33 protein-coding genes are annotated in these 20545 nt (G+C 43.5%); 31 read left to right on the top strand and 2 right to left on the bottom strand.

The window, feature by feature from the left end; all coding sequences use genetic code 11:
* Window positions 1–32 precede the first annotated feature (32 nt).
* On the bottom strand, window positions 33–1115 hold the full coding sequence (locus AA650_RS06805; RefSeq protein WP_199924394.1) for an ATP-binding protein: 1083 nt from the start codon (window positions 1113–1115) through the stop codon (window positions 33–35).
* A gap of 60 nt (window positions 1116–1175) precedes the next feature.
* On the opposite strand from AA650_RS06805, the gene AA650_RS06800 reads away from it, so the two are divergent.
* The gene (locus AA650_RS06800; RefSeq protein ID WP_053538450.1) at window positions 1176–1835 is read left to right on the top strand and encodes a Uma2 family endonuclease; all 660 of its coding nucleotides are present in this window, start codon (window positions 1176–1178) and stop codon (window positions 1833–1835) included.
* Window positions 1836–1883: 48 nt separating this feature from the next.
* On the opposite strand, the gene AA650_RS06795 is transcribed toward AA650_RS06800, so the two are convergent.
* The gene (locus tag AA650_RS06795; protein ID WP_039204347.1) at window positions 1884–2360 is read right to left on the bottom strand and encodes an NAD(P)H-quinone oxidoreductase subunit N; all 477 of its coding nucleotides are present in this window, start codon (window positions 2358–2360) and stop codon (window positions 1884–1886) included.
* Window positions 2361–3231: 871 nt separating this feature from the next.
* Between AA650_RS06795 and rplC the strand changes: the two genes are divergently transcribed.
* From rplC to rpmE, 30 genes are all read left to right on the top strand, one after another.
* On the top strand, window positions 3232–3870 hold the full coding sequence (gene rplC, locus AA650_RS06790; protein WP_027402107.1) for a 50S ribosomal protein L3: 639 nt from the start codon (window positions 3232–3234) through the stop codon (window positions 3868–3870).
* A gap of 95 nt (window positions 3871–3965) precedes the next feature.
* Entirely contained in the window at window positions 3966–4598 is a 633-nt protein-coding gene (gene rplD / locus AA650_RS06785; protein ID WP_027402106.1) for a 50S ribosomal protein L4, read from the top strand.
* Window positions 4591–4908 (top strand): 50S ribosomal protein L23, encoded by a 318-nt coding sequence (locus AA650_RS06780; RefSeq protein ID WP_027402105.1) that lies wholly within the window; start codon window positions 4591–4593, stop codon window positions 4906–4908. Before rplD ends, AA650_RS06780 begins: the two co-directional genes overlap by 8 nt.
* 136 nt (window positions 4909–5044) lie before the next feature.
* Window positions 5045–5908: a 50S ribosomal protein L2 gene (gene rplB / locus AA650_RS06775; RefSeq protein ID WP_027402104.1), complete on the top strand. Its 864-nt coding sequence runs from the start codon at window positions 5045–5047 to the stop codon at window positions 5906–5908.
* 142 nt (window positions 5909–6050) lie between these two features.
* Window positions 6051–6329 (top strand): 30S ribosomal protein S19, encoded by a 279-nt coding sequence (gene rpsS / locus AA650_RS06770; protein ID WP_027402103.1) that lies wholly within the window; start codon window positions 6051–6053, stop codon window positions 6327–6329.
* Between the two features lie 91 nt (window positions 6330–6420).
* Window positions 6421–6780: a 50S ribosomal protein L22 gene (rplV, locus tag AA650_RS06765; RefSeq protein ID WP_027402102.1), complete on the top strand. Its 360-nt coding sequence runs from the start codon at window positions 6421–6423 to the stop codon at window positions 6778–6780.
* 57 nt (window positions 6781–6837) lie between these two features.
* Entirely contained in the window at window positions 6838–7623 is a 786-nt protein-coding gene (gene rpsC / locus AA650_RS06760) for a 30S ribosomal protein S3 (RefSeq protein ID WP_053538449.1), read from the top strand.
* Window positions 7624–7697: 74 nt separating this feature from the next.
* A complete protein-coding gene (rplP, locus tag AA650_RS06755; RefSeq protein ID WP_027402100.1) occupies window positions 7698–8123 on the top strand; it encodes a 50S ribosomal protein L16 in 426 nt (141 codons plus the stop codon).
* A 3-nt stretch (window positions 8124–8126) separates the two neighbouring features.
* Window positions 8127–8354 carry a 50S ribosomal protein L29 gene (rpmC, locus tag AA650_RS06750; RefSeq protein WP_027402099.1) on the top strand — a complete coding sequence of 76 codons (228 nt, stop codon included), beginning with the start codon at window positions 8127–8129 and terminating at the stop codon, window positions 8352–8354.
* A gap of 6 nt (window positions 8355–8360) precedes the next feature.
* On the top strand, window positions 8361–8609 hold the full coding sequence (gene rpsQ / locus AA650_RS06745; protein WP_027402098.1) for a 30S ribosomal protein S17: 249 nt from the start codon (window positions 8361–8363) through the stop codon (window positions 8607–8609).
* 46 nt (window positions 8610–8655) lie between these two features.
* Window positions 8656–9024, top strand: coding sequence for a 50S ribosomal protein L14 (gene rplN, locus AA650_RS06740; RefSeq protein WP_027402097.1), 369 nt, complete (start codon window positions 8656–8658; stop codon window positions 9022–9024).
* The gene (gene rplX, locus AA650_RS06735) at window positions 9024–9374 is read left to right on the top strand and encodes a 50S ribosomal protein L24 (protein WP_027402096.1); all 351 of its coding nucleotides are present in this window, start codon (window positions 9024–9026) and stop codon (window positions 9372–9374) included. Before rplN ends, rplX begins: the two co-directional genes overlap by 1 nt.
* A gap of 103 nt (window positions 9375–9477) precedes the next feature.
* Entirely contained in the window at window positions 9478–10026 is a 549-nt protein-coding gene (gene rplE, locus AA650_RS06730; protein ID WP_027402095.1) for a 50S ribosomal protein L5, read from the top strand.
* A gap of 20 nt (window positions 10027–10046) precedes the next feature.
* Window positions 10047–10448: a 30S ribosomal protein S8 gene (gene rpsH / locus AA650_RS06725; protein WP_027402094.1), complete on the top strand. Its 402-nt coding sequence runs from the start codon at window positions 10047–10049 to the stop codon at window positions 10446–10448.
* 87 nt (window positions 10449–10535) lie between these two features.
* Window positions 10536–11084, top strand: a complete 549-nt coding sequence (rplF, locus tag AA650_RS06720) for a 50S ribosomal protein L6 (protein ID WP_027402093.1) — start codon at window positions 10536–10538, stop codon at window positions 11082–11084.
* Between the two features lie 2 nt (window positions 11085–11086).
* A complete protein-coding gene (gene rplR, locus AA650_RS06715; RefSeq protein WP_027402092.1) occupies window positions 11087–11449 on the top strand; it encodes a 50S ribosomal protein L18 in 363 nt (120 codons plus the stop codon).
* Between the two features lie 83 nt (window positions 11450–11532).
* On the top strand, window positions 11533–12057 hold the full coding sequence (gene rpsE, locus AA650_RS06710) for a 30S ribosomal protein S5 (RefSeq protein ID WP_027402091.1): 525 nt from the start codon (window positions 11533–11535) through the stop codon (window positions 12055–12057).
* Between the two features lie 64 nt (window positions 12058–12121).
* The gene (gene rplO, locus AA650_RS06705; protein WP_027402090.1) at window positions 12122–12565 is read left to right on the top strand and encodes a 50S ribosomal protein L15; all 444 of its coding nucleotides are present in this window, start codon (window positions 12122–12124) and stop codon (window positions 12563–12565) included.
* A 130-nt stretch (window positions 12566–12695) separates the two neighbouring features.
* A complete protein-coding gene (gene secY, locus AA650_RS06700; protein WP_027402089.1) occupies window positions 12696–14009 on the top strand; it encodes a preprotein translocase subunit SecY in 1314 nt (437 codons plus the stop codon).
* Window positions 14009–14563: an adenylate kinase gene (locus AA650_RS06695; protein ID WP_027402088.1), complete on the top strand. Its 555-nt coding sequence runs from the start codon at window positions 14009–14011 to the stop codon at window positions 14561–14563. The genes secY and AA650_RS06695 overlap by 1 nt, the downstream gene beginning before the upstream one ends.
* A gap of 208 nt (window positions 14564–14771) precedes the next feature.
* Window positions 14772–14996 carry a translation initiation factor IF-1 gene (infA, locus tag AA650_RS06690; RefSeq protein ID WP_006276978.1) on the top strand — a complete coding sequence of 75 codons (225 nt, stop codon included), beginning with the start codon at window positions 14772–14774 and terminating at the stop codon, window positions 14994–14996.
* A gap of 760 nt (window positions 14997–15756) precedes the next feature.
* Window positions 15757–15870 (top strand): 50S ribosomal protein L36, encoded by a 114-nt coding sequence (gene rpmJ, locus AA650_RS26185; RefSeq protein ID WP_015079193.1) that lies wholly within the window; start codon window positions 15757–15759, stop codon window positions 15868–15870.
* Window positions 15871–15976: 106 nt separating this feature from the next.
* Window positions 15977–16357 (top strand): 30S ribosomal protein S13, encoded by a 381-nt coding sequence (gene rpsM, locus AA650_RS06680; RefSeq protein WP_027402087.1) that lies wholly within the window; start codon window positions 15977–15979, stop codon window positions 16355–16357.
* Window positions 16358–16411: 54 nt separating this feature from the next.
* Entirely contained in the window at window positions 16412–16807 is a 396-nt protein-coding gene (rpsK, locus tag AA650_RS06675) for a 30S ribosomal protein S11 (protein WP_015079191.1), read from the top strand.
* A 97-nt stretch (window positions 16808–16904) separates the two neighbouring features.
* On the top strand, window positions 16905–17849 hold the full coding sequence (locus tag AA650_RS06670; protein WP_027402086.1) for a DNA-directed RNA polymerase subunit alpha: 945 nt from the start codon (window positions 16905–16907) through the stop codon (window positions 17847–17849).
* A gap of 39 nt (window positions 17850–17888) precedes the next feature.
* On the top strand, window positions 17889–18239 hold the full coding sequence (rplQ, locus tag AA650_RS06665; RefSeq protein ID WP_039201057.1) for a 50S ribosomal protein L17: 351 nt from the start codon (window positions 17889–17891) through the stop codon (window positions 18237–18239).
* A 99-nt stretch (window positions 18240–18338) separates the two neighbouring features.
* Entirely contained in the window at window positions 18339–19172 is an 834-nt protein-coding gene (gene truA, locus AA650_RS06660) for a tRNA pseudouridine(38-40) synthase TruA (RefSeq protein WP_053538447.1), read from the top strand.
* Between the two features lie 48 nt (window positions 19173–19220).
* Window positions 19221–19676 carry a 50S ribosomal protein L13 gene (rplM, locus tag AA650_RS06655; protein ID WP_027402083.1) on the top strand — a complete coding sequence of 152 codons (456 nt, stop codon included), beginning with the start codon at window positions 19221–19223 and terminating at the stop codon, window positions 19674–19676.
* On the top strand, window positions 19676–20092 hold the full coding sequence (rpsI, locus tag AA650_RS06650; RefSeq protein WP_039201058.1) for a 30S ribosomal protein S9: 417 nt from the start codon (window positions 19676–19678) through the stop codon (window positions 20090–20092). Before rplM ends, rpsI begins: the two co-directional genes overlap by 1 nt.
* 150 nt (window positions 20093–20242) lie before the next feature.
* Complete coding sequence (gene rpmE, locus AA650_RS06645; RefSeq protein ID WP_039201059.1) at window positions 20243–20479, top strand: 50S ribosomal protein L31; 237 nt, start codon at window positions 20243–20245, stop codon at window positions 20477–20479.
* Window positions 20480–20545 lie beyond the last annotated feature (66 nt).

The following is a 20545-nucleotide window of genomic DNA, read 5'->3' as shown; positions in this document are numbered from 1 at the left end:
TGCGTCTTTGCGCCTTTGCGTGAGAAACAAAATTAACCTAACCGTTCCCGCAACCACAAAGCCAACAAAGGCATAGCTAACCGATAACCATGTTCAGCATCATAAATCAAACCCTTATGCTGCAACCCAGTTAACGCACCTTGCAGACTCCCACCCCGTGAAAGTCCATGCTTTTGAATATACTCCTTACTCTGAGGTTTATCAGTAGGATCAATAGCCAAAGACTCTAATAAATGTACCTGATTTGCCGGTAACAACATCAGCAAAGATTCATAAGTCATAGATAAATCTTTCAATAATCCGGCTATAGCCTTTTGCACATCTTCCTCCCGAATTAATCCATCTGCACAGTGCGACGCAGATAACCGCCGAATAATCGCCATCCCATCGCCAATATGTCCCTGTACTGCCTCTAAAAATAGCTGTAAAGCTTGACTATGACAATCAAAAGTGAAACCTTGCGTATGTAATATTTCTCTCGCCCACAAGGCTACAACGTCCTTAGCTAAAGGTGCTAATTGAATAGTTTCTAGCGGATAATTAGTATCATCTGGATGTTGACTAGATTCTGCAATCGTGGCTATTAATACATAACTAACATGAGGATAAGCCTTAACTTCTTTCCTAAATGTAGTTTCCCATAAACCATGACGATCCCAAGAACGAATATGGGGAAAACTTTGTAAAATCAGTAATATTCTTTGATTTAAATCAACCGCCATTATTTCCAATAAGTCTAACAAATTGGCGAATGCTTCCCATAGTTGTTCTTGTTCCAAAGAACGAATTAGTTTTAGTTGAGTTTCCGAATTAAAAGTAAAAAATTCAGATGTATTTTCATTCAACCAATTTTGAATTTTTCCCGCTTCCCAGTTTTGACTAATCGCTTCTGCTAATAGTTGTACAAATCTCTCCGCTTCCGTAGCGCGAATGCAGTCTATTTCCAAGATAACTGTATTCACCTCCTGTGCTGCACCTCTCACTAAAGTGCGTCTCCCACTACCAGGAACTCCAGTAATTAACAAATCACCATCTTTTGCGAGTATTTCAATAATCCGCTGAAACTCTACAGAACGCCCAATTAATTGTAAGGGAGTAGACAAATTTAAATTCACTCGGTTCTCGCTTTTGCGTAATATGTTATAATAACTATTAAGCTAAATTTAAAGGCAACTATGGTTAGTACAATCACTAAACCAAACAATATTACTCCAGAAACTACCCCCGCAGAACAGCGAGTAGTTTTCCACAATATCAGTTGGCAAAATTATCAGCAAATTTTAGCAGCATTAGGGCAAAGTCGTTCTTCTCGACTTATCTATGATCAAGGGACATTAGAAATTACCATGCCATTAGAAGAACATGAAAGTGCTACCAGATTAATTGAACTATTCATCCGCATTTTGGTAGAAGAAAGTGGATTAAAAATTAAAACAATGGGTTCAACCACCTTAAATCGTGATGATTTACAAAGAAGTGCTGAACCTGACAACTGTTATTACATTCAAAATCAACCTCAAGTAGTTGGAAAAAAAGTTGATTTAAACGAAGATCCACCACCAGACTTGATTGTAGAAGTAGATATTACTCATACTGACATCAATAAACTCCAGTTTTATGCCAGCATGGGAGTACCAGAATTTTGGCGTTATAACGGTGAAATAGTGCTATTTTATCAACTTCAAAATCATCAATATGTTGAAGGAGAAAAAAGTCCCACATTTTCTATAATCACTAAAGAAAAACTTTATCAATTTTTGCAAGATTGCCAAATAGATGAAGTGCAAGCTAGTAAATCTTTCCGTACTTGGGTACAACAGGAAATACAGAATTAGAAATAATTGCATAGTAGGGGCGGGGTTTTCCCCACCCTGACAATTTGCTTAACTAGCTAACAGTGTCTTTTCCAAAGGAGTCCAGCGGAAAGTGCGATCGCCACCTCTCTCAATTACCACTTTAACCCTTGGTTCTAACTTAGGCAAATCCATCAAATACTCAACTTCCTGATCAGAAAGAATATATCCCTCAATAATCCACAACACCAACCCCTTAGACTTAGGAGGTAATTGTGCCAAATGGGAACTGATCATTGGTGGTAAATAATATACATCACCCACAGCCGCACCACTACTATTGCTTCTTTTGCCTAAATGTGGTGGTCTGACACCATGAACTTGCGTCAGATATGCAGCCACATCACCCAGTCCTCTTGCAGTAATATGGAGGCCAACATAGCCAGCCGCCCGTAATCGGCGCAGATACCGACCTTCATAGCCCCCCTCCAGAGGAACATAAACACCCAACGCCCCAAATTTCTCCAAATTGCGGATGAAACCGTTGCCAGTGGTAATTAGTGCCATATATTTTCTTCCTATCCCACTTAGATATCTCTATTATTCACTCTCTAGTGGTAGATTAAGTTAAATGAACCTGCATATTTTCAACAATTTTGAAAATTCACAGCCGGAACATGGGTGATTTTCCTTACCCACACCTCAGCATCCCATAACAAAGCAAAAAAATACTAGACAAAAATTAACGAATAGTTTATATTATTAGATTGTGACCGAATAGTATAATTAGATAGCCATCTTTCTTATTTAGACTTCCTAGTTAGTCCTAGCATCTGAGTTTCTAGTTAGTTTCCCCAAAAGAATAAAACTGGCTCACTTCATAAGAGACTGCTAAACTAAAAAAGCTTTCAGGTCAAATAAAGAGCCAAAGTCATATTTAAGCTCCCACACCAAATCACTCCCGTAAATCCTAAAAAAATTAGGCAAAACCTTAGACAATAGTTTAGGGCATGAAAATAAGTAGTTCCTTAGCAATAATGTTGGTTTCATGGCATGATGTTAAGACTAAGGAAAAGGATACTGAGGGTCAATAACCACTTAAGTCCTGCTACAACGGTAGAGTGCCAAAGCAACTGCTTGGACGAAAGCATTGCTGCACACAGCGCAAAGCCATCAAGCCTCGCATTGAATTCCAGAAGTAATCCCTTCTCAATAGAGTAGGCAGTTATTCCTGTTATTGTGATTGAGTAAGTGAAAATAAACAAATTCACTAAAGCAAAAGGGACAAAAACTGTTGCGTCGCCAGGAATTTGCACTGTCTAACGCCAGTCCAAATTTTAGAGGTAAAGTTTACACTCAAGCGACAGTAGCAAAACCTGTCCCCATTCGACTTCCAGGTTTAGCCCAAAAAAATAAAACGAAAGGAGAACCAGTAACTGTGTCTGTAGGTATTCTCGGCACCAAACTGGGCATGACCCAAATCTTTGATGAAGCAGGAGTCTCTATTCCTGTTACCGTCGTCAAAGCCGGTCCATGCACCGTTACGCAAGTTAAAACGAAACAGACCGACGGTTACTCTGCCATTCAAGTTGGTTATGGCGAAGTCAAACCCAAGGCACTGAACAAACCACTGTTGGGACATTTGGCTAAATCATCCGCTCCAGCAGTCCGTCATCTGAATGAATATCGCACCGATAGCGCTGGTGATTATGCTTTAGGTCAAGAAATTAAAGCAGATATTTTTAGTGCAGGCGAAATTGTAGATGTAGTTGGTACGAGTATTGGTCGCGGTTTTGCCGGCAACCAAAAGCGGAACAACTTTGGTCGCGGTCCCATGTCACACGGTTCCAAAAACCATAGAGCGCCAGGTTCTATCGGTGCTGGTACAACCCCAGGTCGTGTTTATCCCGGTAAAAGGATGGCAGGACGTTTAGGCGGTACTCGTGTCACAATTCGCAAATTGACAGTAGTACGAGTAGATGCAGAACGCAACTTAATCCTGATTAAAGGAGCTATTCCTGGCAAACCAGGAGCCTTAGTCAGCGTCGTTCCTGCAACTATAGTTGGTAAAAAATAGTCATTTAGTCATTGCTTAGTAGTCATTGGTTAGTGACAAAAAAAGACAACCGACAACTGGCAACTGACAAAAGACAACTGACAAAGGACACAAAGATGGTAGAGAGTGTAATTAAAAATTGGCAAGGAGAGCAAGTTGGAGAGACAAACTTCGACTTACGAGTTGCCAAAGAAACAACAGCGGCGCATATCGTACACCGCGCCCTAGTCAGACAAATGACCAATTCTCGCCAGGGAACTGCCAGCACCAAGACTCGTGCAGAAGTTCGTGGTGGTGGTCGTAAACCTTGGCGGCAAAAAGGCACAGGTCGCGCCCGTGCTGGTTCTATCCGTTCACCATTGTGGCGTGGAGGCGGTGTGATCTTTGGACCAAAACCCAGAGACTTCGACCTAAAAATGAACCGCAAAGAACGCCGATTGGCATTGCGGACAGCCTTTATTAGTCGTGCTGAAGATTTAATTGTTGTTGAAGAATTTAGCAACGAATTACAGCGTCCTAAAACCAAGGATCTCGTAGCAGCATTAGCTAGATGGGGTGCTGCACCAGAACAAAAAGCACTATTGATTTTGTCTGAAATTGCAGAAAACGTGCTTTTATCAGCTCGCAATATCGAAAACTTAAAACTGATTCCTGCCGACCAGTTAAACGTTTACGATTTGCTCCATGCTGACAAAATTATCGTCACATCATCAACCCTAGAGAAGATCCAGGAGGTCTACAGTGCCTAAAGTAGTTGCCACCCGTGATCTACCGGATTTAGTGCGTCGCCCCATTCTCACCGAAAAAGCGACCATGCTCATGGAACAAAACAAATACACATTTGAAGTAATTCCTAAAGCCACCAAACCACAAATTAGAGCCGCAATTGAAGACCTATTTGCAGTTAAGGTCGTCAAAATCAATACCGCTAACCCACCCCGCAAACAAAAACGGGTAGGTAGATTTATTGGATACAAACCCCAATACAAGCGAGCTATTGTCACTGTTGCTCCTGGGGACGAAGAAAAAATCAGAAAAGTTCTCTTCCCAGAAGTCTAAAAATTTTAGATTTTAAATTTTAGATTTTAGATTGGGCTAATAAATCAAGAAAATGCCAAACAACAATTAAAAATCGGAAATTGAAATCAAAAAATTCTGACTCCAAAATCAAAAATCAAAACTCCAAAACTGAACTATGGGTACTCGTTCTTATCGCCCTTATACCCCCAGTACTCGCCAAGTAATCATCTCTGACTTTGCCGAAATTACGAAAACTGAGCCAGAAAAATCATTAACTGAATCAGTTCATCGTCCCAAAGGTCGGAACAATCAAGGGCGGATAACCAGCCGTCGTCGGGGTGGCGGACACAAACAACTTTACCGCATTATTGACTTTAAGCGAGATAAGCGGAATATCCCGGCTACAGTTACAGCCATTGAATACGATCCTAACCGGAATGCGCGGATCGCTTTGTTGTTGTATGAAGATGGCGAAAAACGTTACATCTTGCAACCAAATGGCATGACTGTAGGGACAAAGATCATTGCTGGACCTGAGTCACCAATCGAAGATGGTAATGCCTTACCTTTATCGAATATTCCCTTGGGTACTGGTGTTCACAACGTCGAAATGACCCCAGGTAAAGGTGGTCAAATTGTCCGTGCTGCCGGTGCAGTAGCACAAGTTGTTGCCAAAGAAGGCAACTATGTGACATTGAAGTTACCTTCAGGTGAAGTCCGGTTGATTCGGCGTGATTGCTACGCCACCATTGGACAAGTCGGTAATACAGACGCAAGAAACCTCAGTGCTGGTAAAGCTGGACGAAATCGCTGGAAAGGCCGTCGTCCCAAGGTTAGAGGTAGTGCCATGAACCCAGTGGATCACCCACATGGTGGTGGTGAAGGTAGAGCGCCTATCGGTAGATCCGGTCCTGTAACACCTTGGGGTAAACCTACGTTAGGGGCGAAGACACGTAAGCGCAAAAAAGCCAGCACTAAGTTGATTATCCGTCGTCGCCGCAAATCATCTAAACGTGGTCGTGGTGGCCGTCAGTCTTAGAATTTTAGATTTTAAATTTTGGATTTTAGATGGGAGGCTATTAATGGGCATTAAATGTTCAACTAATTAATCCATAGATAATTTATCCAAAATCCAAAATCCGAAATCCAAAATAGGTAAATCCAAAATCCAAAATTGAACTATGGGTCGTTCTTTAAAAAAAGGTCCTTTTGTTGCTGACCATCTGCTCAAGAAAATTGAGAAGTTAAACGCAAAAGATGAAAAACAAGTGGTTAAAACTTGGTCGAGAGCTTCGACCATTTTGCCCTTGATGGTAGGTCATACTATCGCTGTTCATAATGGACGGCAGCACGTTCCTGTATTTGTCAATGAACAAATGGTAGGACATAAGTTAGGAGAATTTGCTCCTACCCGTACCTACAGAGGTCATGGCAAAAGTGACAAAAAATCAGGGAGATAGTCATTAGTCAGTAGTCAGTGGTCATTTAGTCCTCTTGCAACTGACAACCGCTGACAATAGACAACTGACAAACATAGAGTAAGTTATGAAAATGGCAACTGACACTACTGAAGTTAAGGCGATCGCCCGTTATATACGCATTTCTCCCTATAAAGTGCGCCGTGTACTTGACCAAATTCGCGGGCGTTCATACAGAGAAGCACTAATTATTCTCGAATTTATGCCCTATGGTGCTTGTGACCCTATCTTAAAGGTTCTCAGAAGTGCCGCAGCTAACGCAGAGCATAATGCTGGTTTGGACAGAGCCAGTTTGGTGATTAGTCAAGCCTATGCTGACCAAGGACCTGTGCTAAAACGGTTTCAACCCAGAGCGCAAGGTCGAGCTTACCAAATTCGCAAACCAACGTGTCATATCACTGTTGCTGTTTCCGCTGGCGCTACTGCTGAGTAAACAGCCATACAGGCACAAAAAAATTGCGTACAGTAAGAAATTTTAGAGGAAGCTTTTGTGGGACAGAAAATTCATCCAGTCGGCTTTCGACTGGGTATAACTCAAGAACACCAATCCCGTTGGTTTGCAGAACCTGACCGTTATCCAGAACTTCTACAGGAAGACTACAAACTCCGTCAATACATTGAACAAAAACTAGGTAGATACGCTCAAAATAACGCCGGTATTTCCGAAGTGAGAATCGAGCGCAAAGCGGATCAAATTGACCTAGAAGTTCGTACAGCTAGACCAGGTGTGGTTGTAGGTCGGGGTGGTCAAGGTATTGAATCATTGCGTCTTGGACTACAAGGAGCTTTGGGTGGTAATCGCCAAATTCGCATTAACGTTGTTGAAGTCCAACGAGTTGATGCTGATGCTTACCTGATTGCCGAATACATTGCTCAACAATTAGAACGTCGGGTTTCCTTCCGCCGAGTTGTGCGTCAAGCAATTCAACGCGCTCAAAGAGCAGGTGTACAAGGAATCAAAGTTCAAGTCGGTGGTCGGCTCAACGGTGCAGAAATCGCCCGCTCTGAGTGGACTCGTGAAGGTCGAGTTCCTCTCCACACCTTACGCGCTGACATTGACTATTCTGGCTGCACAGCTAAGACAATTTACGGGATTCTCGGCATTAAAGTTTGGGTATTTAAAGGAGAAATTATTCCTGGTCAGGAACAAGCTCCCGCCCAACCCGCCAGAGAACGTGACCGTGACCGCGACCGGGGAGATCGGGACCGTGAACCTCGTCGCCGACAACAACAACGTCGTCGTCAACAGTTTGAAGACCGCTCCAATGAATCCTAGTCAATGCTCAATAGTCAGTGGCAAAAAAACTGACAACTGACAACTGACAACTGACAACCGACAACTGACAAATCATGTTAAGTCCTAGAAGAACTAAATTCCGCAAACAACAACGCGGACGCATGGAAGGTCTTGCCAGCCGAGGCAGTACCCTCAACTTTGGGGATTTTGGACTCCAAGCCCAAGAACCATCTTGGATTACCTCACGGCAAATCGAGGCTTCCCGTCGGGCAATGACTCGGTATATTCGCCGGGGTGGCAAAATCTGGATTCGGATTTTCCCTGACAAACCAATCACCATGCGTCCTGCTGAAACCCGGATGGGTTCTGGTAAAGGTAACCCAGAATTTTGGGTAGCCGTAGTCAAGCCAGGCCGGATCATGTTTGAAATTGGCGGCGTGACTGAAGAAATTGCCCGCGAAGCTATGCGATTGGCTGACGCTAAGTTACCAATTAAGACCAAATTTATTGTGCGCTCTCAACCACAGGAGCAGGAGTAGGTTATGCCTCTTCCCAAGATTGCGGAAGCTAGAGAATTAAATGACGAAAGACTGGCCGAGGAAATTGTCGCCGTTAAGAGACAATTGTTCCAGTTGCGCTTGCAAAAAGCCACAAGACAACTAGAAAAGCCTCACCAGTTCAAACACGCACGCCATCGTCTCTCCCAATTGCTGACAGTAGAAGGAGAACGGAAACGGGCAGCAAGTCTTTCAGACCAAGAGCAAAAGTAGGAAATTATGGCAGTCAAAGAACGAGTTGGCTTGGTAGTGAGCGATAAAATGCAAAAAACTGTGGTAGTAGCCATAGAAAACCGCGCTCCTCACCCCAAGTACGGCAAAATCGTAGTTCAAACCCGCCGCTATAAAGTTCACGACGAAGAAAATACCTGTAAAACAGGCGATCGCGTGCGGATTCAAGAAACCAGACCCCTGAGCAAAACCAAGCGTTGGCAAGTTGCAGAAATTCTGAACACCAAAGCTACATAGTAAACAGTTGTATTAACTTACAACGACCCCAAAAGAGAGACCAGTTGTGATTCAACCCCAATCTTATCTGAATGTCGCAGATAATAGCGGTGCTAAAAAACTAATGTGCATCCGCGTATTAGGTGCAGGTAACCGCCGTTATGGTGGCGTAGGCGATAGAATTATCGCTGTTGTCAAAGAGTCTTCACCCAACATGGCTGTCAAAAAGTCTGATGTTGTAGAAGCAGTAATCGTACGAACACGTAAAGCAATAAGTCGTGATAGCGGTATGTGCATCCGTTTTGACGATAACGCCGCAGTGATTATCAATAAAGAAGGTAATCCTAGAGGTACACGGGTATTTGGACCTGTAGCTCGAGAACTGCGCGATAAAAACTTTACTAAAATTGTTTCTCTGGCTCCGGAGGTGCTGTAATGGCAAAGCGCCCACAACCCAAAGTTTTTCATAAAATGCACGTCAAAACTGGTGATACTGTGCAAGTCATCGCTGGCAAAGATAAAGGTAAAGTTGGTGAAGTGATTAAAGCACTACCACAACTGAGCAAAGTTCTTGTCAAAGGTGTCAACATTAAAACCAAGCACGTGAAACCCCAGCAGGAAGGCGAATCAGGGCAAATAGTCACCCAGGAGTACCCCATTCATAGCTCCAATGTGATGCTCTATTCCACCAAGCAAAACGTTGCTAGTCGTGTCTGCTACACTTTCACCGCCGAAGGCAAGAAAGTGAGAATGCTCAAAAAAACAGGTGAGATTCTTGATAAATAGTTATTAGTCATTCGTCATTAGTAAACAACAACTGACAACTGACAACTGACAACTGAGAAAGAACTTTCCCTGACCAAGACCAGGGAATAACAGGACAAACACTATGGCCATAACACGACTCAAAACTGTATATCAAGAGACAATTACTCCCAAATTAATTAATCAGTTTCAATACACCAACGTGCATCAAGTGCCGAAGGTGATTAAGGTAACTATCAACAGAGGTTTGGGAGAAGCTGCTCAAAACGCTAAATCACTAGAGGCATCCATCAGCGAAATAGCCCTGATTACTGGACAAAAACCTGTGGTAACACGGGCAAAGAAAGCGATCGCCGGCTTTAAAATTCGTCAAGGTATGCCCGTCGGGATTATGGTGACACTAAGAGGCGAACGGATGTACGCTTTTTTAGATCGTCTGATTAACCTGACACTACCCAGAATCAGAGACTTTCGCGGTGTCAGCCCCAAAAGCTTTGACGGCCGTGGCAACTACACTCTGGGTGTGCGCGAACAGCTAATTTTTCCAGAAGTGGAATATGACAGAATCGATCAAGTCCGGGGTTTAGATATTTCTATCATCACCACGGCAAAAACCGACGAAGAGGGCCGCGCCTTACTTAAGGAAATGGGAATGCCCTTTCGCGATCAATAAGTTCATCTAAAGAGGGAACGATGGCGGCTAACGACACAATTGCAGATATGCTGACGCGCATCCGCAATGCCAATATGGCAAGGCATCAAACTACGCAAGTACCAGCTACAAAGATGACTCGTAGTATTGCCAAGGTACTGCGAGAAGAAGGCTTCATTGCGGAAGTTGAAGAAGCAGGAGAAGGAATTAAGCGGAACCTAGTTATTTCCCTGAAATACAAAGGTAAAAATCGCCAACCCCTAATCACTGCCCTAAAACGAGTGAGTAAACCAGGTTTGCGTGTTTACTCCAATAGAAAAGAATTACCAAGAGTGCTAGGCGGTATCGGTATTGCCATTATTTCTACATCCAGTGGGATTATGACTGACCGCGAAGCACGCCGCCAAAATCTAGGCGGTGAAGTGCTTTGCCACGTTTGGTAGTCGTCATTGGTCATTGGTCATTGGTCAGTGGCAAAACAACCAACAACTGACAACTGACAAAAAACAACTGACAAAGAACAAAAAATCATGTCTCGTATTGGTAAACGTCCAATTACCATTCCCGCCAAAGTGCAAGTGGCGATTGATGGTGTCAAAGTAGTGGTGAAAGGTCCTAAAGGTGAACTTTCCCGTCAACTACCTAACAATGTCATACTCTCCTTAGATGGAGAAACATTGCTAGTTACTCGTCGTGATGAAACCCGCACCTCCAGACAAATGCACGGTCTGAGCCGCACCTTGGTGGCCAATATGGTGGAGGGAGTATCCCAGGGTTTTCAACGTCGCTTGGAAATCCAAGGGGTTGGTTATCGCGCCCAACTTGAAGGCCGTAACCTAGTTTTAAATATGGGTTATAGCCATAAAGTGCAAATTGAACCACCAGAAGGAATTCAATTTGCAGTAGAAGGTACTACTAATGTCATAGTCAGCGGTTATGACAAAGAAATTGTAGGAAATACAGCAGCTAAAATTCGTGCAGTCCGTCCCCCTGAACCTTACAAAGGTAAAGGTATTCGCTATGCAGGTGAAGTGGTCAGACGCAAAGCTGGTAAGACTGGTAAGGGTGGTAAGAAGTAAACATGAAACTTACACGCAAAGAATCAAAACAACGTCGTCATCGGCGCGTTCGGGGCAAAGTCAAAGGTTCTCCAGAACGTCCACGTTTGGCTATATTTCGATCCAATGAGCATATTTATGCTCAGGTAATTGATGATACCAAGCAAGAAACTATAGTTGCCGCATCAACCGTAGAACCAGAATTGAAATCTAACGTAGTTTCTGGTGCTAACTGTGACGCATCAGTGCAAGTTGGTAAATTGGTAGCTGTACGCGCCCTAGAAAAAGGCATCACTAAAGTCGTTTTTGACCGTGGTGGCAACCTTTATCATGGTCGCATTAAAGCACTGGCTGAGGCGGCACGCGAAGCTGGTCTAGATTTCTAAGTCCGTCAGTAGTCAATAGTCAGTAGCAACTGACAACTGACAACTGACAACTGACAACTGACAACTAAAAGAGAGCATTGATTATGGTAACCGGTCGTCGTAAAGCAAGCCGTACAAAAAAAGAAGAAACCACCTGGCAAGAGCGAGTTATCCAAATCCGCCGGGTGAGTAAAGTCGTCAAAGGTGGTAAAAAACTCAGCTTCCGTGCCATTGTCGTCGTCGGTAATGAACGAGGACAAGTGGGAGTCGGAGTTGGTAAGGCATCAGATGTAATTGGTGCAGTTAAAAAAGGTGTCGCTGATGGTAAAAAACATCTAATTGACATCCCTATCACTAAATCCAATTCCATTCCTCACCCCATTGATGGTATCGGTGGCGGAGCTAAAGTCATGATGCGCCCAGCCGCACCAGGTACAGGGGTAATTGCCGGGGGTGCTGTACGGACTGTACTAGAGTTAGCAGGAATACGGAACATTCTTGCCAAACAACTAGGTTCAAATAACCCTTTGAACAATGCCAGAGCCGCAGTTAATGCTCTATCTACCCTGCGGACATTAAGTGAAGTTGCTGAAGATCGCGGTATCGCCATTGAGAAACTCTATATTTAGTCACCCTTTGTATCAGATTCTCAATCTAAAATCCAAAATCTAAAATCTAAAATCCCAAATCAAAATGAGACTTAATGATGTTAAGCCCCAAAAAGGCTCTAAAAAACGCCGTAAGCGTGTAGGTAGAGGTATTTCTGCTGGACAAGGTGCTAGTGCTGGTCTAGGGATGCGGGGTCAAAAATCCCGTTCCGGTAGTGGCACAAGACCAGGTTTTGAAGGTGGTCAACAGCCATTGTACCGCCGGATACCTAAACTCAAGGGCTTCCCCCTCATTAACCGGAGAATTTACACTACGATTAATGTAGAGAAATTAGCTAACTTGCCTGCTAACTCAGAAGTAACATTGGAATCCTTAAAAGCGGCGGGTATCTTAACCACTGTTAAAGGTGAATTGAAAATTTTGGGTAATGGAGAATTGAATGTTCCTCTTCAGGTAAAAGCTGCTGCTTTCACAGGTCAAGCTCGGATTAAAATTGAGGCTGCCGGTGGGAGTTGTGAAACTGTATAAAAGATGAGGGGTAAGGACTGCCGATAACCTCGTGATTGGGGGGAAGAGGTTATTGTTCACAAGATACCTTAATCATCTTCGTCATCATGAATCACGTAAATCATAGTTAGGACTTCAAAGGTAAAACTCTATGATCAGTCGAGACAAAGCCCCAACGGCTCAAGAAACTTTTATGCAGATGGCGCAAGCAGCCGGACTGAGAGGTAGGCTGCTTGTAACCGTCGGTATTTTAATTTTGGTTCGCCTGGGGATATTTTTGCCTGTTCCAGGAATTGATAGACCTAAGTTTGCTGAGGCTATATCGGGCAACAATTCCATCTTCGGTTTATTGGATATATTCTCTGGGCGGGGACTCTCTACTTTGGGGATCTTTGCTTTGGGGATTTTGCCCTTTATTAATGCCTCCATTATCATCCAATTGCTCACTGCTGCTCTGCCATCTTTAGAAAATTTACAGAAAAATGAAGGGGAAGCAGGTCGGCGGAAAATATCACAAATTACCCGCTATGTGACAGTAGTTTGGGCAATTATTCAAAGTGTAGCTTTTTCGGCATTATTCCTCCAACAATTTGCTCTCAACCCAGGTCCAATATTTGTCGCAGAAACTGCGATCGCCCTTACTGCTGGTTCAATGTTCGTTATGTGGGCATCGGAACTGATTACTGAACGGGGGATTGGCAATGGGGCATCTTTGTTGATTTTTGTCAACATTGTGGCTTCTTTACCCAAATCTCTGGGCGATACCATTGACTTGGTACAAGTTGGTGGACGGGAAATTGTTGGGCGTGTCATCGTCCTTGTACTAGTTTTTATGTTCACAATCGTGGGTATTGTGTTCGTACAGGAAGGAATGCGCCGCATCCCTATTATTTCTGCTCGTCGTCAAGTAGGCAGAAGAGTTTTAGCAGAACAGCGGAGTTATTTGCCCTTACGGCTTAATTCTGGCGGAGTAATGCCGATTATTTTCGCAGCCGCCATCCTGAGTTTGCCACTTTTAGTCGCCAATTTCACTAAAAATCCCGAATTAGCAAACATTGTTAATACCTATTTAAGTCCCGGTGGTTCTGCACCTTGGGTATATGCCCTCGTTTACTTAACTTCCATTGTTTTCTTCAGTTACTTCTATTCTTCGTTGATTCTCAACCCTGTAGACGTGGCTCAGAATTTGAAAAAAATGGGTTCTAGTATTCCCGGTATTCGTCCTGGAAAAGCTACTAGTGAGTATATCGAAAAGGTCACAAACCGACTGACTTTTTTAGGGGCTATCTTTTTAGGTTTAGTGGCAATTATTCCCACAGCCGTAGAAAGTGCCTTAAAAGTTCCCACATTTAAAGGTTTGGGTGCGACATCTTTGTTGATTTTAGTTGGTGTGGCAATTGATACTGCTAAACAAATCCAAACTTACGTTATCTCTCAGCGATATGAAGGAATGGTGAAACAATAGTGACGCGATTAATCTTCTTGGGACCACCGGGTGCTGGTAAAGGAACTCAAGCTCAAACCTTGGCTGCATTTTTGCAGATTCCCCATATTTCTACAGGTGACATTTTACGTCAAGCCATTCAAGACAAAACAAATTTGGGCATACAAGCCCAAAGTTTTATGGATAAAGGCGAATTAGTCCCCGACAAATTAGTAGAAGATATGGTTGAAGAACGCCTGAAACAACCAGATGCTAAAACAGGTTGGATTTTAGATGGCTTTCCTCGTAAAGTTACACAAGCAGAGTTTCTAGTAGCATTACTCACAAGTCTAGGACAGGGTGGTGAAAAAGTAGTCAATCTGGATGCACCAGATGAAACTGTTATTACCCGGTTACTAGGACGCGGACGAAAAGATGATACTGAAGAAGTAATTCGTCGGCGCTTGGAGGTTTACCGTGATGACACTGCACCCTTAATTAACTATTACAGCGATCGCCAAAAACTCCTCACAGTCAACGGTAATCAGTCCCAAGAAGAAGTTTTTACCGATTTGAAAAATATCATAGCTGCTTAAAGAAACTCAGGGGTAGCGGTCTATGTCGGCAGAGAGAAAAAACAAAATTTTCCCTTCCCTAATTACCTCGCCCCTATCTTCCAAGCTAGGCACAAGTCAATTTTAGCTAAGATGTATTAATAAACTGTTGATATTTTCTCTAATTGTGTTCTTGATGCCCATGAAAGTGTACAAGGACAATAGGAGATTGTTGAGTTGAGGAAAAAACTTGTCTAAGCAAGATTTAATCGAAATGGAAGGGACTGTCACCGAATCGTTGCCTAATGCAATGTTTCGTGTTGACTTAGATAACGGCTTTAATGTCCTAGCACACATTTCTGGGAAAATTCGCCGTAATTACATCAAGATTTTACCTGGCGATCGCGTCAAAGTTGAATTAACACCTTACGACTTAACCAAAGGTAGAATCACCTATCGCCTGCGGAAGAAATAAATCTATAGCAGGAGTCACCGAGTCACCGAGTCACCGAGTCACCGAGTCAGGAGCTAAAAACCCTTGATGCTTGGTTTTTGGTTGAAATTTTGTACTTAGTTCACCTGCAATCTGCTGTATTTAGAAAATCCTACCATAAATCAATTGGTCTTTTTCTAGTTACATAACTGAAATATTTCTTCTAGAAATGCTATAATTTACTATTTGGAGTCAATTTTAAAAGGCGTTAGTAACTCAGCCCTAAAAAGGACTGAGCTTGTAAGAAATTGCAAGCTGTACTGACCAGTCTAAGTCTTAACTGACTACGTTTTTTGAGTCACGACACCCACCGAATGCGTAGCCCCTTCGGGGTTCAGCAGTCGCTCATGGGGGAAACCCCCAAGACCGCGCTGCCTCACTAGTTCCCTGCTCTGTCATTTGCAATTAAACAGTTTTAAAGTCACTGAAACAGTGTTGCAAGTCTAAAAAGCTCTTAAAACATTGACGTTCGCGCAGCGTGCCGTAGGCATCAGCTAACATTACCCCAAAAATGGGAGGCTCTTTGGAGCAAAACATTATGCGTACAGAGTTGGGAAATTTGAATCGGTAATTGTCCCGTTGAAAGTACATCACAAAAGTACCCCGAATTTCTTGATTCCAAGGCGGTAATGACAAAATATTCAAGGCGGTTAAAACCGCACGATTCGTGGCTGGTGAGCCATGTCGAACCATCCCTCTCAGCACGCTTTGTGACTGAGTTTCCCACGTACCACAAGGTCTTATGAAAGTCAGAGCCTCAGTTAAGAAAATTTGCGAAAAGTGCAGCGTGATCAAGCGTCGTGGTCGCGTGATGGTGATTTGTGAAAATCCCAAACACAAACAACGCCAAGGATAGAAACTATCTATCAAAGCAAAGTTAAAACCGCGACAATTAACCGGACAAGAAAAAACTATCGCGCTTTGCTAACTGCAACTACGAAAACAATAGGGAGAGATTCATTGTGGCACGGATTTCCGGAGTAGACCTTCCACGCGATAAGCGTATCGAAATCGGTCTAACATACATTTACGGAATTGGCTTAACTAGATCACATCAAATTCTCGCAGCGACTGGTGTTAACCCAGATACCCGCGTCAAAGAACTGTCCGATGCTGATGTGGCAGCCCTCAGAGGAGAAATCGAAAGCAACTATCAAGTTGAAGGAGATTTACGCCGTTTAGAAGGACTAAATATTAAGCGTTTAGTTGATATTGGCTGTTACAGAGGTCGGAGACACCGCATGGGCTTACCAGTGCGTGGACAAAGAACCCGTACCAACGCTAGAACCAGACGTGGTAGAAGACAGACAGTGGCTGGTAAGAAGAAAGCCCCTGGTAAATAATTTCTCTAAACTTGCTGCAATTAGCAAGTTGTACCTTAAATTCACTAAAGAAATATGGCCAGACAACCAACAAAAAAATCCGGGAGCAAAAAGCAGAAACGGAACGTACCCAATGGGGTTGCCTACATTCAGTCTACCTTCAACAATAGCATTGTCACAATTACCGATCAAAATGGAGATGTTATCTCCTGGGCAAGTGCTGGTTCTAGTGGATTTAAAGGGGCAAAAAAGGGAACACCCTTTGCCGCGCAAACCGCTGCTGAAAGCGCAGCTAGACGAGCCACAGACCAAGGAATGCGGCAAATCGAAGTTATGGTGAGTGGTCCTGGTGCAGGTAGAGAAACCGCGATTCGGGCGCTTCAAGGTGCAGGATTAGAAATTACACTCATTCGGGATATTACCCCAATTCCCCACAACGGTTGCCGTCCACCCAAGCGCCGTCGAGTTTAAGCTTTTCTCCTCTAACAGTTAACTGTCAACTTTTGACTGTTGACTGTTGACTTTTGAATTTTGAATTTTGACTTTACGAAGTGAGGGAGGCTACTCCGTGGCGCAGTTTCAAATTGAATGTGTAGAGTCTAATGCTGAGGAAAGTCGGAGCTATTACAGTAAGTTCGTTCTAGAACCCCTAGATCGCGGTCAAGGGACAACTGTTGGCAACGCGTTGCGGCGGGTTTTACTTTCTAACTTAGAAGGAACATCAGTCACAGCAGTGAGAATTGCTGGTGTCAGTCATGAGTTTGCGACAGTTCCAGGGGTAAGGGAAGACGTACTGGAAATGCTCATGCGAATGAAGGATGTCATTCTCAAGAGTTATTCTTCTCAACCCCAAATTGGTCGGTTACTCGTTAACGGACCAGCAACAGTAACTGTGGCACATTTCGATTTACCTAGTGAAGTAGAAGTGATTGACCCAACCCAGTATATCGCCACCATCGCCGAGGGTGGAAAACTGGAAATGGAATTTCGGATTGAGCGAGGCAAAGGCTACCGGACTGTAGAACGAGGCAGAGAAGAAGCCACATCTTTGGATTTTCTCCAAATTGACTCAGTGTTTATGCCCGTACGAAAGGTCAACTATAGTGTTGAAGAAACTCGTGACGATGGCTTTTTGAAAGATAGACTTCTTTTGGAAGTATGGACTAATGGTAGTATTTCTCCTCAAGAAGCACTATCATCTGCTGCTGGAATTTTGGTAGATTTATTTAACCCATTAAAAGATATCTCCTTAGAACCAACAGACACAGGTTCCGATATCCCCGATGATCCCACCGCACAAATTCCCATTGAAGAGTTACAGTTATCTGTTAGAGCTTATAACTGTCTAAAACGCGCCCAAGTAAATTCCGTAGCCGACTTATTGGATTACACCCAAGAAGACCTTTTAGAAATCAAAAACTTTGGTCAAAAGTCAGCGGAAGAAGTAGTGGAAGCTTTACAGCGTCGCTTAGGTATTACTTTACCTCAAGAAAGAAGCTCTAAGCCTAGCTAAATCAAAACCCAATAAATGAAACTTCATTAGTGCATTGTTATGCGTCATCGTTGCCGAGTCAAAAAACTTAGTAAACCAGCGGATCAACGTAAAGCTCTTCTCAGAGCTTTAACAACAGAATTGGTACGTCATGGTCGAATTACTACAACTTTAATCAGAGCTAAAGTTGTCCGCAGTGAAGTAGATAAAATGATTACCCTAGCTAAAGATGGCTCTTTAGCATCACGTCGAAAAGCGTTAGGTTATATCTACGACACAGCCCTGGTTCATGCACTATTCGAGCAAGCTCCTACTCGGTATGCTAACCGTCAAGGTGGTTATACTCGCATTTTGCATACCGTCCCCCGTCGCGGTGATCATGCTGAAATGGCGATTATTGAACTAGTTTAAAGTTATTGGTTATTAGTCATTGGTCATGGGTCATTGGTCAGTAGCAAATAAAAAACAACTGACAACTGACAACTGACAATTGACAACTGATAAACAACTATGTTAGAAAGCCGCCAGCAAAATCAGACTCAGCGAGTAGCCTTAGTCATTCAGTATATAGGTACTCATTTTCACGGCTGGCAAAGACAAAAAGGACAGCGAACTGTTCAAGAAGAGATAGAAACAGCTATAGCCACTGTGCTAGGGTATCATGTGACACTACACGGAGCAGGTCGAACTGATTCTGGAGTCCATGCTGCCGCTCAAGTAGCTCATTTTCAAGCCGCAAGTTTAATTCCTGCTCATAGGTGGGCAAAAGTTCTCAATGGCTACTTGCCCCCAGGTATATTAATTAGGGCATCAGCAGGTGTAAGTGAAAGTTGGCACGCTCGTTTTAGCGCGATTTACCGACGATATCGCTACACTATCTACACTGAGGAGTTACCGAATTTATTCGCGCAGCCTTTCAGTTGGCATTATTATTATGCCCCTTTAGATGAAGCCTTAATTAGGTCTGCCTTAAAACCACTGCTGGGAAAACACCATTTATCTGCTTTTGAACGGGCTGGGTCAGCGCGATCGCATTCCTGGGTAGAAGTGCAAGCAATAGAATGTCGTCGGAGTGGATCATTTATCCATATTGAAATTCAGGCTGATGGATTTTTATATGGCATGGTGCGGCTGTTGATAGGAATGGTAGTGCAAGTAGGTTCTGGTCAGCGGACTCTAGATGACTTTACCGATATCTGGCAACAGGAACGCCGAGAAGAAGTGAAATATTCTGCACCCGCTCACGGGCTATGCTTGTTGAGAGTCGGTTATCCCGATTTTCCCTTTCCGCCAAAAATTTGGTATGACACCCAACCATACCTAGTCATGGGTCATGAATCATGAATCATGACAAAGGACAACTGACAACTGACAACTGACAAAGGACAAAAAATGAGTAGTAAAACCTACCTTCCCCCTCAAGCATCTCTTGAGCGTGATTGGTACTTAGTAGACGCGACAGATAAACGTCTGGGTCGTCTGGCGAGTGAAGTCGCTATGATCCTCAGAGGTAAAAGAAAAGCTGAATATACTCCCCATTTAGATACCGGGGATTTTGTCATTATTATCAATGCTGAGAAAGTGGCAGTTACAGGTAAAAAGCGCACTCAAAAGCTTTACCGTCGCCATTCTGGTCGTCCCGGTGGTATGAAAACCGAAACTTTCGCCAAGTTACAACAGCGATTACCAGAAAGAATTCTCGAACACGCTATTAAGGGTATGTTACCTAAAAATAGTTTGGGTAAACAGTTATTTACCAAACTGAAAGTGTATGCAGGCCCAACTCATCCTCATGCAGCACAACAACCCAAAGAAATCACAATTAGTACAATTCCTGGAGAAAACTAATGCAGGTAGCAGAAATTACTAGCGGACGTGCTGTTTATTGGGGTACTGGTCGTCGGAAAGCCTCTGTCGCTAGAGTTCGTCTAGTTCCCGGTGAAGGGAAAATGACTGTTAACGGTAAAGATGGAGATTTGTATTTCCAATTCAATCCTAACTACTTAGGCGCGATTAAAGCACCTTTGGAAACCTTGGGATTGGAAAGCGAATACGACATCGTGGTGAAAGCTGAAGGTGGTGGCTTAACTGGACAAGCAGATTCTATTCGTTTAGGAGTTGCTCGTGCTTTATGTCAACTTGACCCGGATAACCGTTCACCTTTGAAAACTGAAGGCTATTTAACTCGTGATCCACGAGCTAAAGAACGGAAGAAATACGGTTTACATAAAGCCCGTAAAGCACCTCAATACTCGAAACGTTAAGATAGGAGTCAGGATTCAGGAGTCAGGAGTCAGGAGGAAAAAAGAAGAGGGAAGAAGGAAGAACTTTTACCTAGTCCCCAGTCCCCAGTCCCCAGTCCCCAATCCCCAATCCCCAGTCCCAATTTATTATAGATTCCCCACAAAAAAACAATGGCTAAACCTGATATTCATCCCAAATGGTATCCAGATGCTAAGGTCTACTGTAATGGTCAAGTTGTTATGACCATTGGTGCTACCAAGCCCGAACTCCACGTAGATGTTTGGTCTGGAAATCACCCCTTCTACACTGGTACTCAGAAAATGATTGATACTGAAGGTCGTGTAGAACGCTTCCTGCGTAAATATGGTATGTCCAGCACTCAAACTGGCGACGATAATCAAAAGTAGCTGGTTGGCTGTAGCTGTTGATAGTGTGGCGGAAGCCACAGACGACCCTGCATAGTGCTGGGTCGC

Source organism: Anabaena sp. WA102 (genome assembly GCF_001277295.1).
Classification (GTDB): domain Bacteria; phylum Cyanobacteriota; class Cyanobacteriia; order Cyanobacteriales; family Nostocaceae; genus Dolichospermum; species Dolichospermum heterosporum.
This window is presented reverse-complemented; position numbering and strand designations above follow the sequence as displayed.

Excerpts from the sequence above, each read along its gene's own strand:
- AA650_RS06800 (WP_053538450.1), top strand. The coding sequence starts at position 1,176 with ATGGTTAGTACAATCACTAAACCAAACAATATTACTCCAGAAACTACC.
- AA650_RS06795 (WP_039204347.1), bottom strand. The coding sequence starts at position 2,360 with ATGGCACTAATTACCACTGGCAACGGTTTCATCCGCAATTTGGAGAAA.
- rplD (WP_027402106.1), top strand. The coding sequence starts at position 3,966 with ATGGTAGAGAGTGTAATTAAAAATTGGCAAGGAGAGCAAGTTGGAGAG.
- rplB (WP_027402104.1), top strand. The coding sequence starts at position 5,045 with ATGGGTACTCGTTCTTATCGCCCTTATACCCCCAGTACTCGCCAAGTA.
- rpsS (WP_027402103.1), top strand. The coding sequence starts at position 6,051 with ATGGGTCGTTCTTTAAAAAAAGGTCCTTTTGTTGCTGACCATCTGCTC.
- rplV (WP_027402102.1), top strand. The coding sequence starts at position 6,421 with ATGGCAACTGACACTACTGAAGTTAAGGCGATCGCCCGTTATATACGC.
- rplP (WP_027402100.1), top strand. The coding sequence starts at position 7,698 with ATGTTAAGTCCTAGAAGAACTAAATTCCGCAAACAACAACGCGGACGC.
- rpmC (WP_027402099.1), top strand. The coding sequence starts at position 8,127 with ATGCCTCTTCCCAAGATTGCGGAAGCTAGAGAATTAAATGACGAAAGA.
- rpsQ (WP_027402098.1), top strand. The coding sequence starts at position 8,361 with ATGGCAGTCAAAGAACGAGTTGGCTTGGTAGTGAGCGATAAAATGCAA.
- rplX (WP_027402096.1), top strand. The coding sequence starts at position 9,024 with ATGGCAAAGCGCCCACAACCCAAAGTTTTTCATAAAATGCACGTCAAA.
- rplE (WP_027402095.1), top strand. The coding sequence starts at position 9,478 with ATGGCCATAACACGACTCAAAACTGTATATCAAGAGACAATTACTCCC.
- rpsH (WP_027402094.1), top strand. The coding sequence starts at position 10,047 with ATGGCGGCTAACGACACAATTGCAGATATGCTGACGCGCATCCGCAAT.
- rplF (WP_027402093.1), top strand. The coding sequence starts at position 10,536 with ATGTCTCGTATTGGTAAACGTCCAATTACCATTCCCGCCAAAGTGCAA.
- rplR (WP_027402092.1), top strand. The coding sequence starts at position 11,087 with ATGAAACTTACACGCAAAGAATCAAAACAACGTCGTCATCGGCGCGTT.
- rpsE (WP_027402091.1), top strand. The coding sequence starts at position 11,533 with ATGGTAACCGGTCGTCGTAAAGCAAGCCGTACAAAAAAAGAAGAAACC.
- rplO (WP_027402090.1), top strand. The coding sequence starts at position 12,122 with ATGAGACTTAATGATGTTAAGCCCCAAAAAGGCTCTAAAAAACGCCGT.
- secY (WP_027402089.1), top strand. The coding sequence starts at position 12,696 with ATGATCAGTCGAGACAAAGCCCCAACGGCTCAAGAAACTTTTATGCAG.
- rpmJ (WP_015079193.1), top strand. The coding sequence starts at position 15,757 with ATGAAAGTCAGAGCCTCAGTTAAGAAAATTTGCGAAAAGTGCAGCGTG.
- rpsK (WP_015079191.1), top strand. The coding sequence starts at position 16,412 with ATGGCCAGACAACCAACAAAAAAATCCGGGAGCAAAAAGCAGAAACGG.
- rplQ (WP_039201057.1), top strand. The coding sequence starts at position 17,889 with ATGCGTCATCGTTGCCGAGTCAAAAAACTTAGTAAACCAGCGGATCAA.
- truA (WP_053538447.1), top strand. The coding sequence starts at position 18,339 with ATGTTAGAAAGCCGCCAGCAAAATCAGACTCAGCGAGTAGCCTTAGTC.
- rplM (WP_027402083.1), top strand. The coding sequence starts at position 19,221 with ATGAGTAGTAAAACCTACCTTCCCCCTCAAGCATCTCTTGAGCGTGAT.
- rpsI (WP_039201058.1), top strand. The coding sequence starts at position 19,676 with ATGCAGGTAGCAGAAATTACTAGCGGACGTGCTGTTTATTGGGGTACT.
- rpmE (WP_039201059.1), top strand. The coding sequence starts at position 20,243 with ATGGCTAAACCTGATATTCATCCCAAATGGTATCCAGATGCTAAGGTC.